Here is an 11,536-nt window from a genome sequence, read left to right on the forward strand (position 1 = left end):
CTGCCTGGACGGACCTATCGTGGTCAGGACAACAGGGTCTCGGGCGGCAATGGCGAGGCCGGTCCACTTCCCGCCGGGGAGACCGATATCGCGTTCGCCCCGGTGTGGAAGCTGTCAGCCTGGATAGCAAACGGACAACTCACGTCGCGGCGGCTGACCGATATTTATCTCCGTCGGATCGAGCGCCATGCCGGCCTGCTGGAATGTTTCGTAACCGTCATGGCCGACCAGGCGCGGGCCGAGGCCGACGCTCGAGACCGGGAACGACTTTCAGGTCAGATTCGCGGGCCGTTGCACGGCATTCCCTATGGGCTGAAGGATATCATCGATGCCGAGGGCGTGCGGATCAGTTGGGGGGCCATGCCCTATCGCGACCGCGTCGCGGACAGCGACGCCACGGTGACACGCAGACTGCGTGAAGCCGGCGCGGTCCTGCTCGGCAAGACCACGAATGGCGCAATCGCTTATGGCGACCGCTGGTTCGGAGGCACGACGCGCAATCCATGGAACATCCAGGAGGGCTCGTCCGGTTCCAGCGCGGGGTCGGCGTCGGCGACGGCGGCAGGCCTGGTTGGCTTTGCCATCGGTACGGAAACCCTGGGGTCGATCGTCTCGCCCTCGAACCGCTGCGGCAATACCGGACTTCGCCCTACCTTCGGGCGGGTGTCCCGCCATGGCGCCATGGCCCTGTGCTGGAGTCTCGACAAGATCGGCCCGATGACCCGGTCCGTGGATGACACCGCCTATGTGCTGGCAGCCCTCAATGGTCACGACCCGGCCGACCCGGCCAGTCTTGATGTCGGGTTCGAGGCGGACCTTGCAGCCAGTCCGCGCGGCATGCGGCTGGGATATGCTCCAGCTTGGTTCGAAGCCGGGACCGACGCAGACAGGGCTGCGCTGGATGCCGCCAGGGCCGCGGGAGTGGAGCTGGTCGAGGTCGAGCTCCCAGACCTGCCCTATGATGCCCTGTTTGCGGTCGTGGAGGCCGAGGCCGCGGCGGCCTTTGAAGAACTCACCTTGAGCAATCGCGACGATGAGCTGGTCTGGCAGGATGCCGCCGCTTGGCCGAACACCTGGCGTCGGGCCCGTTTCATCTCGGCAGTCGATCTGATCAATATCGACCGGTTTCGCCGCCAGGTGATGCAGGTCATGGAGGACGCCTTTGACAATGTCGACGCAATGATCGGCCCGAACTTCGCGGGAGCCCTACTGCTGATCACGAATTTCACAGGTCACCCCCAGCTGGCCTTCCGGTCAGGGTTCAACCAGCAGGCAACCCGCTCCCTGTTCGGTAGCGAGGGCGACGGCGAGGGCATCCACCGGGTTCCGCAGACCACCAGTCTGTGGGCTCCATTGTTCGAAGAAGGGCGCCTGATCACCCTTGGACGGGAGCTGGAAGCGCGACTGGGTGTTGCCGACCAGCGACCGCCAGTCTTCGGAGACGGCTAGATGAAGTTCTACGATTGCAAGACCGCGCCCAGTCCGCGCCGCGCGCGTATTTTCATGGCCGAGAAGGGGCTGGAGGTAGAAACCGAGCAGGTCGATCTGGCCGCGCGGGCCCAGTTCAGTGACGCCTACCGGGCCGTCAATCCGCGCTGTACGGTGCCCAGTCTGGTACTCGATGACGGTATCGTGCTGTGCGACAATGCCTCGATTGCCCGCTACCTGGAAGACATGTTTCCCGAACCGCCGCTGTTGGGTACTCATCCCGTGGAGCGAGCGCTGGTTGCGGAATGGTGGAGCCGGGTCGAATGGGAAGGCCTGATGGCGGTCGCCGAGGTGTTGCGCAACACCTCGGACTTTTTCCAGAAGGCTGCCTTGCCTGGGCCGCGCCCCTACGAGCAGATTCCCCAACTGGCCGAACGGGGGCGTGAACGGGCGACCGCTTTCCTTGCAGAAATGAACCAGCGCTTGGGCAACGAGGCTTATCTGGCGGGTGAGCGCTTCAGCGCCGCCGACATCGCGGCCTTCGTATTCGTCGACTTCGCGAAGTGGGTGAAGATCCGTGCGAGCGAGGACCAGGTGCACCTGGCCCGTTGGTATGAGGCTGTGGCCGCACGCCCCAGCGCATCCGCCTAATTCTTGAACTTGCCTGTCGGGTCCGGCGGAAAAATACGGCGGCCGGCGAGGCGCAGCTCAAACAGGTCGGGACGCGAGTAATGCCCGGCCGGGTCGCAGGCCGACTTGGCCTTGGCGATCTCACGCGTGTCGGCCCGCGCATAGAGGATGGTCTCGCCTTCCGCGGGGCCGGCGATAATCTCGCCGCGCGGGTCAATGATGACACTCTGGCCGGTATGCTCAAAGCTGGACAGTTCGCGAAACCGCTCGGGGACGTGCTCGTTGAGGCGTAGCCCGGCTGGCGCGACCACGTAGGCGCCGGCCTGGCTGGCGAATGCCCGCGACAGCAGGACCTGGCGTGACCAGACCGGGTTGTCGGGCGCGCTTTCCGGCTCGCGGCCGGGCCAGGCGGCAACGTGGAACTGGGTGCCCTGACTGATCAGGGTGAAGCCGGGCAGCAGGATGTTGTGTTCCCAGCAATTGAGGCCGGACAGGCGGCCATAGGGCCGATCGTGGACCTGCAAGCCCTCAGCGTCGCCGTCGGCCCACACCGACCGCTCATGATGCGTCGGCTTGAGCTTGCGATGGCGCCCGAGCAGTTCACCGTCGCGGCTGATGAAGACGAGACTGGCATAGACACTGCCGCGGGTTGTCGGGTCGAGCTCGGCGACGCCGATCACGACATCGATTCCGGCCTGCCTCGCCACCCGGCACAGTGTCTCGGTCTCCGGCCCCGGAACCTGGATGGCATTCTCCAGATAAAGCGCTGCCGCCTCCCACCAGAGCGGGCTCAAGGGGGCCTCGATGAAGAAAGGGTAGCCGGGCAGCCAGGTCTCCCCAAAGGCTGCCAGACGGGCTCCTCCTGCAGCGGCCTGCCGGATCAGGTCGCAGGCCTTGTCCAAAGACGCCTCGCGGTCGAACAAGACAGGGGCTGCCTGAATGGCGGCGATGGTGATTTCCGGCATCTGTGCACTCCCGTTCGTTGACGGCGCTATTCGGCAGCGGGCCGAGCGGTGCCCGTGGCGTTTGGCGCCGGATCATACTCCTCGAACCAACGCAGGATCTCCGCCACTTTGGTCAGAAGGCGTGAAGGCCGGGAATTGGCGATGCCGTGATAGGTCTCCGGAATAGTGACCAGCCGGCTCGGAACGCCACGCAACTGCAGTGCGGCGTAGTATTGCTCGGTCTCCGCGACCGGAGTGCGCAGGTCCGAGCCACCGACCATCAACAGCGTCGGCGTCGACACCTCGCCGACCAGTGAAAGCGGCGAACGGCGCCAGTATTCGTCCGGGATTTCCCAGGGCGGGCCGGCAAACCAGTAGCGATAGAAGTATTGCGGCAGGTCGGAGTAGAGCACAAAGCTGGCCCAGTTGATGACCGGCTTGACGACCGCCGCGGCAGCGAAACGGTCGGTCTTGCCGATGATCCAGGCGGTCAGCACGCCGCCGCCCGAACCGCCGGTGACAAACAGGCGGTCGGGATCGACGAACCCGCGGCTGAGCATGAAATCCACCCCACCCATCAGGTCGTCATAGTCGTCACCGGGATAGTCATGATGGATCAGGTTGGCGAACTCATGACCGTAACTCGTTGAACCGCGGGGGTTCGAGAAGAGGACGACATAGCCGGCGGCGGCCATGAGCTGGAGCTCTGCCGAGAAGGATGGACCATAGGCGGAGAACGGACCGCCGTGGATCTCCAGGATCATCGGCCATTCCCGTCGCGTGTCGAAGCCCGGCGGATAGAGCACCCAGCCATCGATCTGCCGGCCGTCATGTGGCGACGTCCAGCTGACCGGTTCGGCCGGTGAGAGCCGGCGCTGGGGCAGAATGTCGGCATTCAGGCTTGTCAGCCGCGATAACGGGCGGCCTGGCTCGCCGACGTAAATATCGGATGGTGAGGTGCTCGAACCCAAGGTGGCCGCGACAAGCCCGGTGTCTGAGAGGCTGAAGCTGCCGCCTGTATAGGGGCGGCCGAAGGTGGCGCCGATCAGGCCGTCGGTCAGGTATCGCGTGGTGCCGTCCAGAGACACCTCGGCGATCCGCGTATCGCCGTGATCCTCGACCAGAACCAGCAGCCCCTGACCGTCGGCGCGCCAGACCGGTGCCGCAACCGACCGGTCCAGGGCGTGGCTCAGGCTGCGCGGGGAAGAGCCATCGGCCGAGCCGACATAAAGCTCGACATTGTGATAGCCAAGGCGCTGGTCATCAAAACCCAGCCAGGCCAGGTGGCGACCATCGGGGGACGGGCGGGGGCTGGTGTCGGGGCCGGTGCGCCCGGTCAGTGGTGTCGTGCGGCCGGTGGCGATATCCAGACGGAAGAGTTCGCTGTCGGGGGCCAGTGTACCTGATGCCGGACGCCGGTCGGCGGCGAACACCAGGGCGCGGCCGTCGGCCGTCCAGGCAAAATCGCCGGACGCTCCTACGCTGTCACGGGTCAGCTGGCCGATCCGGCCAGTTGCCAGGTCGATGAGGAATAACTGCTGGGAACCGACCGGCATCGGGCCGACGCCGTCAAAGCGGTAACCCAGACGCTGGACAACCTGGGCGCCGGCGGCCCAGTCCATATCATCCTCTCGCTGCGGCAGGGCGGCGGCGGGGACACCCTGACCCGGCAGGAATGCAGCCACCGCGAGACGGCTTCCATCCGGCGACCAGGCCATTTCACCGGGACCGATTTCCAGGGTGGTGATGCTTCGGTGCGCGCCTGTAGCGGGCTCAAAGACCCGCAGGGTGGTGGTACTATCCAGCTGATGAAGATAGGCCAGTCGTGCGCCGTCGGGCGACCAGCGCGGAAGGCTGGCAGTGCCCGGTTCCGTCAGGAGCGGGCGGTGTGCGGTGCCATCCACCTCGACCAGCCAGACCGCCTCCAGCGTCTCGTCGTTCCGGATGTCATTGCTGCGGCGGATATAGGCGATGCGCGTCCCGTCCGGAGATATGCGCGGGTCGGCCGCGGCTTCGAGACGGAAGATGTCCGCGGGCTGTAGCGGCTGGGCGGCGGCGAGGCCCGACAGGACGATTGCAGCCAGCAGCGCGACCCCGGCGGTCAGGTTGAGTTTCGGACGGGAATTTTGCACGGATCGGTCTCCGGTTGCGCGGTGCGGTATCAGGCACGGGCCAGAGCGATCCGGCAAGTATTCCTGCTGTGTTCAAACGGCAACACCCAGTTAGAAATAACGCGTTTGAGCCGCCGGTATGGCAATGGGCCTGATTTCCAACCCTGATTTTTCTTCACCCTGTTGAGGAATTCGCGCAAGCTGATCGAGCTTGACCAGTGGGGCACAAGAACTGGCGAGCTGTTTGGGCGGATCTGTCCGCCCCCAAACGGGAGGAAGATCCTTGAGAACTGCATTTTACCGTACACTGCTGCTTGCGGCTGCTTCGACAACGGCGCTCTGCGCCGGCCAGGCCGCGGCTCAGGAAACCCGGTCGGTTGACGTCATCACCGTGACCGCCCAGAAACGCGAACAGGGCATCCAGGATGTCCCGGTCGCTGTGACCGCCTATAATGAGGAATTGCTGACCAACGCCGGTGTGCGTGACCTCAAGGATCTGGCCGTGATCGCGCCGGGCCTGAACGTGACCTCCACCTCCAACGAATTTGTCACCACGGCCCGTATCCGCGGCATTGGCACTGTGGGCGACAATCCGGGTCTTGAATCCTCCGTCGGTGTTGTCATCAACGGTGTCCCGCGTGCCCGGACCGGCGTCGGCTTCAACGATCTCGGCGAATTGTCCCGCATCGAAGTGCTGCGCGGCCCCCAGGGTACGCTGTTCGGGGCGAACACGTCGGCCGGTATCATCAATATCGTGACCAAGCGTCCCGAGTTCGAGTTCGCGGCCCATGGTGAAGCAACCATTCAGGGCGGCGGAGCCGACGGCTGGGGCCTGTCGGGTGGTGTTACAGGCCCGGTGGCCGAGCAGGTCGCCTTCCGCCTCTATGGCGCCCGGCGCCAGCGCGACGGCTTCCAGACCGTGCAGACCTTCAACGGTCCGCGCACCGAGACCGAGGATGCCAACCAGGACTTCCACACCGTCACCGGCCAGGTTCTGTTCGAGTTCAATGACCGCGTCAGCCTTCTGGTCGGAGGGGACTATACCGAGCGCGATGAAGATTGCTGCGGCGCGCCGAGCATCGTCTCGGGGCCGACCTCGCTGGCCATCAACGCGCTGGTTCCCGGGGCCCGGCCGACGCCGGGCAATGAGGACCCGTTCGGACGCGTCATCCAGTCCAACCGGCCAACCGAGCAGGAGATCGAAGACAGCGGAATGCAGGCCGAACTCAACTGGGAGTTCGACAATTTCGACCTGACCGCGATCATTTCCGACCGCAGCTATGATTTGCGGTCCGGCCAGGACACCGACTTCACCGGCGCCGATATCGTCTACCGCAATGCCGACGAAAACCGGTTCGAGTTCGAGAACCTGACCTTCGAGGCGCGGATCGCCGGCGAGACCGAGGACTTCGACTGGCTGTTCGGCATGTACTACTCGGACGAGTCGCTGCTGCGCGCCGATGCGATCGTGATGGGCGCCCAGTTCGAACCCTATCTCGGCCTGCTGGGCGGCAGCCCGACCCTGGTCACCGACCTGGCCAACGGGCTCGGCTTCACCTTCATTCCGGGCTTTACCGGCCTGGCCCCGGGCCAGGGCGCGCCGCTCAATGGCGGCAATCCGCTGGGGGATGTGTACACGCAGGAGGGCGAGAGTCTCAGCTTCTTCACTCACAATACCTGGCGTCTGGGTGACAATACCGACCTGACCTTCGGCCTGCGTCACACCTCGACGGAGAAGACGGCGACCTTCGACTTTGCCGACAGCGCCGTGCCGGCCTGTGACGTCTGGGAAGCGGTGTTCGGCGACGCGCTGGACTTCTCGACCCCGACCAACCAGGCCATCCTGGCCGGCTTCTCCGGCGGGTCGGGCGTGCCCGTGGCCAGCCTGGTCCAGTTCGGTACCTTCACCTGCCTGCCATTCTCGCGTGATGTCTTCTCACGGATCGACAACACCCAGTCCCTGGAAGAGAACGAGGTCTCCGGCCTGCTCTCGCTGTCGCATCGCTTCAACGAGGATCTGCTGGCGTACGCCACATATTCGCGGGGCTACAAGGCGGGCGGCTTCAACCTCGACCGCTTTACCCAGGCAGGCTCGTCGGCGGTGAATTTCACCAGCGTTCTGGCCAATCCGGAAAGCTATCCGGCGCGTTTCGACCCGGAGACGGTGGACAGTTATGAGCTCGGCTTCAAGACCGAATGGCTCAATGACAGCCTGCTCGCCAACTTCTATCTGTTCCGCTCGGAATTCGGCACCTACCAGCTCAACACCTTCAACGGTATCGCCTTCTTCGTGACCTCCATTGACGGGGCCTCGACCCAGGGCGCCGAGCTGGAACTGTTGTGGCTGCCGGATGAAATTCCGGGCCTGACCATGCAGGGTGGTATCACCTATGCCGATGCAAGTTACGACGAATTCTCCCCGACGGGGACGCCAGACGTCGACCGTCTGTCGGGTCAGAACTTCTCGCTGGCACCGGAATGGTATGCCTCCGGTTCGGTCACCTACAACGGTGATTTCGACAATGGCATGATGTGGCTGGCGCACCTCGACGGGCGCTGGATGTCGGAGCAGAATACCGGCTCGGACCTGGATCCGGAAAAGGTCCAGGACGCCTACGCCATCTTCAACGGCCGGGTCGGCATCGGTGCCGGCGACGAATCCTGGTCGCTGGAATTGTGGGGCCGCAACCTGTTCGACGAGGATTACATCCAGGTCGGCTTCGACGGTCCCTTCCAGCCGGGCTCGTTCAACGCCTTCCTCGGCCAGCCGCGGACCTATGGCCTGACCCTGCGCGCGCGCCGCTAGGACCAGGTCCCGTAGAACTGGAGAGGGGCCGGAGCGATCGCTCCGGCCCCTTTTTTAATGCTTTAACACCTCACCGATTGCGTTCTTGAGATGCCTAATCTTTAATGGTGTTTAGAGCTCGAACCTGTGACTCGGCCACGAGTTGGACCGGGTTTGCCGCGTCCCTTGGAACCGCCCTGATGACCGTCATGACCGCCAGCCCACGTGTCCGCAAGCTGCTCTTGATCGCGGCGGGATTATTCGTGCTCGGCACGGCGTTCGTCCTGTCGGTCGGGCCGTTCTCGGTGGGCGCCATCGAGGGGCGGTTGCGCGACAATGCGATGGCTGCGCTGGAGACCCGGGGGCATGATTGGGCGACGGTGCGGATGAACGGCCAGGTCGCAGTCCTGACCGGAGCTGCGCCGAGTGATCTTGATCGCATTGATGCAGTTGATGCCGTGGCCAATTCGACCTGGGCGGGCGGCATGATCGCCGGCGGGGTCACCCGCGTCATCGACGAGACCATTCCGGCCCGGGTCGAACGCGGCTTTCTGTTCCGCGCCGACATGAGCCTCAACGGGCGGGTGCAGATTCGCGGCGATGCCAGCGACGCCCAGGCCCGCGATGCCATAACACGCTTTGCCGAAGCCAATTTCAGCCAGGGTGCGGACACCGACCTGACCCTGGTTCCAGGCGGCGCGGTGTCGCCGGAATGGGAAGTGGCGGCGCGCCGCCTCCTGGGACAATTGGCGAGGCTAGAACGCGGTGCGGTGGTGCTGCAGGGCAACCAGGCCGCGCTGGTCGGGGAGGCGGCCAATCCGCAGATCGCCCAATCTGTGGCCAATGCGCTGGCCAACATGCCGCTGCCGTTCACCGCCGCCAGCCTGGTCACCCCGGCCGGAGCGCCTTCCGTGTCGCGCATCCCTTCCGTGGCCGCCTGCGCAACCGTCATTCGGGCGGCACAGGGCACCGAGGCGCTGCGCTTCGAGCGCGATGGCCCGGCCGCCAGTCCGTTGACCGCAGTGGCCCTGCGGCGGATTGCCCGGGCCTTTGCCGCCTGTCCGGACAATGCCCGTCTGGCTATCACCCTGACGGGTGGTAGTGGCTTGGCCCAGCTAGACCAGGGGCGCATCGCGACGGTTCGCAATGCGTTCCGGACGACGCCGGCAGCCGACCGTGTCGACGTTGCCGTGCTGGGCGAGGGCGAGCCCGGCATCGTGTTTTCGATCACTTCAACCGAGGACTGAGACATGCTCTTCCTGATCTGGCAAATGGGCCTGCTCCTGCTGATCGCCGTCGGTCTCGGCGTGCTCCTGGGTTACCGGATCTGGAGTGGTCCGGGGCGCTCGGACGAACTGGTCGAGGCCCGCGAGGAAGCGGCTGAACTGCGGCGCGAGAACGAAACGCTGGCGCGACGGCTGGGAGAGACGGGGGCGTCACGGTCAGCCGATCGGTCCGAGCCCGAAGATGATCCCGGCAAGGCCGTCGCCGCGCCGGCCGACCCTGTCGTTCCGGACAGCGAAGACGATGAACCAATGGAGTTGGAGTCCTCCGACAGTGAGGCCGCGCTCGATGCCGAGCCGGAAGAACCGGCGCTGGTCAGCCCGGCCAATCCGGTGACCCCGGAAGCGTCCAGCCAGGATTCAGTCGCCGGCATGCCCAAAGGCAGCGACGACGACCTCAAGAAAATCAAAGGACTGGGTCCCAAGGCGGAGGCCGCCCTGAAGAAGGGCGGTGTCTCGCGCCTGGCGGACATAGCCGCTTGGAGCGATGCCGACATCGACCGCTGGGATGCCGAGATCAACGGTCGTGGCCGCATCCGCCGCGACGACTGGGTCGGTCAGGCGAAACAGCTCACGAGTCGAGACTGACCGCGGTCCCTGACGCCGAGACCATCAGCATCGAGCCCTGTTCGCCGATCACTTCGTAGTCGAGGTCGACGCCGACGACGGCGTTGGCGCCCAGCTTTCGGGCTTCGTCCTCGAGTTCCTTGAGGGCGATCTCGCGGGCTTCGCGCAGCGATTTCTCGTAGGAGCCGGAGCGGCCGCCGACAATGTCGCGGATGCCGGCGAACAGGTCGCGGAACAGGTGGGCGCCGAGAATGGCCTCGCCGGTAACGACGCCCTTGTAGGCGGTGATGCTATGGCCTTCGACGGAGGGGGTGGTGGTGACGATCATGATGACACTTGCTCCCGTTTGCGGTTCGAAGCGCCATCATAACCGGCCTAGCGAGCGCGCGCGGAGGGACTGTAAGACAGCACATCCCGGGCGTCGTAGGCGTCGGGAATGTCGAGGATTTCACCGCTGCGGACCAGGATTTCCAGGGTCACGGACTTTTCGCCTGCCCCGGCATCGAAACGCAGGCCGAGGCCGACACTGCGGCCGGAATAACCGCCGGAGCCCCAGGACTGGCCGAGCGATCCGCCGACGCGGACCGGGTTGCGGTCATCGCCGTCGCCGGTCCGCCCGGTGACCATGAACCAGTCGCCGCCCTGTTCCAGTGTCAGTTCGGCGGCGCGGCGCAGGGCGCGGTTTTCCGCTTCCTCGAATGAGATGTCGCGGCCGCCGGCATAGCGCACCCGGAACCGGTCCGCCTCGATCTGGCGCACCGACCAGCCGCGCTCATCGCCACTGGCGGGCGCGTAGGGGCTGGGACCGGACGCGCAGGCGGCCAGAAGCAGGGGCAGGGCAAGGGCGACAAGGACGGGGCGCATGGTGGATTTCCTTTGCACAATCGCATTGGACAGTCTGACACGGACCGCATGACGCCGAACTGAACGGGCGCATGCAAGCGTGTAACGAGGTTTGCGCGCCCCTGTTCCCTGGATTCGGTGTTCCCTGGTTTCGGTCAGAAGCGGGCGACCGCCAGTCAGGTGGTCGCCCGTCTCGGGTCACGCCGGCCTGATCAGGCCAGTGCGGCTTCGCGGTCGCGGACAAGGGCCACCAGGTCGCTGGCCGCGGGGGCCGAGGATGCCGGGTTCTGGCCGGTGATGAGGCCATTGTCGGAAACGACGAATTGTCCCCAGTCCGGTCCCTTGCCGTAGCTGCCGCCCTGTTCGCGGATCATGTCCTCGATCAGGAAGGGCACGACATCGGTCAGGCCGACCGCTTCTTCCTCGGAATTGGTGAAGCCGGTCGCCTGGCGGTTCTTGAGGAAAGGCTCGCCGTCGGCGGTCTTGACATGGCGGAACACGGCCGGCGCGTGGCAGACAGCGGCGATCGGCTTGCCAGCGGCGGCGAAGGCCTCGATCAGGGCCTGGCTGTCCTTGTCCTCGGCCAGGTCCCAAAGCGGTCCATGTCCGCCGGGGAAGAAGACGGCGTCGAAATCGCTTTCGGAGACCGTGGCCAGGCGCTCGGTATGGGCCAGGGCGGCATTGGCCTCATTGTCGCTCTTGAAGCGCCGCGTCGCCTCGGTCTGGGCGTCCTCATCGTCCGACATCGGATCAAGCGGCGGGCGTCCGCCCTTGGGCGAGGCCAGGGTAATCTCGGCACCGGCATCCTTGAACACGTAGTAGGGCGCGGCGAACTCCTCGAGCCAGAAACCGGTCTTCTTGCCAGTGTCGCCCAGCTTGTCGTGGGAGGTCAGGATCATCAGGATATTCATCAGGAAGCGCTCCGGGGTTCGTGTTGGGGGGACT

At 65.3% G+C, this 11,536-nt stretch carries 10 protein-coding genes; 5 read left to right on the forward strand and 5 right to left on the reverse strand.

Going from position 1 to position 11,536, the window contains the following annotated elements; genetic code table 11:
- Positions 1–1,449: amidase (locus tag ACXYMR_RS06330; protein WP_458941946.1), on the forward strand; the 1,449-nt coding region annotated here is incomplete at its 5' end.
- Complete coding sequence (locus tag ACXYMR_RS06335) at positions 1,450–2,079, forward strand: glutathione S-transferase family protein (RefSeq protein WP_458941947.1); 630 nt, start codon at positions 1,450–1,452, stop codon at positions 2,077–2,079.
- Here the strand turns inward: ACXYMR_RS06335 and ACXYMR_RS06340 are convergent.
- On the reverse strand, positions 2,076–3,023 hold the full coding sequence (locus ACXYMR_RS06340) for a carbon-nitrogen hydrolase family protein (protein WP_458941948.1): 948 nt from the start codon (positions 3,021–3,023) through the stop codon (positions 2,076–2,078). The two genes, ACXYMR_RS06335 and ACXYMR_RS06340, sit on opposite strands and share 4 nt — an antisense overlap.
- A gap of 26 nt (positions 3,024–3,049) precedes the next feature.
- Complete coding sequence (locus tag ACXYMR_RS06345; RefSeq protein WP_458941949.1) at positions 3,050–5,134, reverse strand: prolyl oligopeptidase family serine peptidase; 2,085 nt, start codon at positions 5,132–5,134, stop codon at positions 3,050–3,052.
- Positions 5,135–5,396: 262 nt separating this feature from the next.
- Here ACXYMR_RS06345 and ACXYMR_RS06350 point away from each other — a divergent pair, with 262 nt between their 5' ends.
- The 3 genes from ACXYMR_RS06350 (at position 5,397) to ACXYMR_RS06360 (ending at position 9,769) form a co-directional block, all read left to right on the forward strand.
- Positions 5,397–7,919, forward strand: coding sequence for a TonB-dependent receptor (locus tag ACXYMR_RS06350; RefSeq protein WP_458941950.1), 2,523 nt, complete (start codon positions 5,397–5,399; stop codon positions 7,917–7,919).
- 179 nt (positions 7,920–8,098) lie between these two features.
- A complete protein-coding gene (locus tag ACXYMR_RS06355) occupies positions 8,099–9,145 on the forward strand; it encodes a hypothetical protein (RefSeq protein ID WP_458941951.1) in 1,047 nt (348 codons plus the stop codon).
- A 3-nt stretch (positions 9,146–9,148) separates the two neighbouring features.
- Positions 9,149–9,769 carry a hypothetical protein gene (locus ACXYMR_RS06360; RefSeq protein WP_458941952.1) on the forward strand — a complete coding sequence of 207 codons (621 nt, stop codon included), beginning with the start codon at positions 9,149–9,151 and terminating at the stop codon, positions 9,767–9,769.
- On the opposite strand, the gene ACXYMR_RS06365 is transcribed toward ACXYMR_RS06360, so the two are convergent.
- The 3 genes from ACXYMR_RS06365 to ACXYMR_RS06375 form a co-directional block, all read right to left on the reverse strand.
- Complete coding sequence (locus ACXYMR_RS06365) at positions 9,753–10,076, reverse strand: heavy metal-binding domain-containing protein (RefSeq protein WP_458941953.1); 324 nt, start codon at positions 10,074–10,076, stop codon at positions 9,753–9,755. The genes ACXYMR_RS06360 and ACXYMR_RS06365 overlap by 17 nt on opposite strands.
- A gap of 47 nt (positions 10,077–10,123) precedes the next feature.
- Positions 10,124–10,612 carry a CC0125/CC1285 family lipoprotein gene (locus tag ACXYMR_RS06370; protein ID WP_458941954.1) on the reverse strand — a complete coding sequence of 163 codons (489 nt, stop codon included), beginning with the start codon at positions 10,610–10,612 and terminating at the stop codon, positions 10,124–10,126.
- 191 nt (positions 10,613–10,803) lie between these two features.
- Positions 10,804–11,502 carry a type 1 glutamine amidotransferase domain-containing protein gene (locus tag ACXYMR_RS06375; protein ID WP_458941955.1) on the reverse strand — a complete coding sequence of 233 codons (699 nt, stop codon included), beginning with the start codon at positions 11,500–11,502 and terminating at the stop codon, positions 10,804–10,806.
- Between the last annotated feature and the right edge of the window lie 34 nt (positions 11,503–11,536).

It is taken from the genome of Maricaulis sp. CAU 1757 (assembly GCF_054482675.1).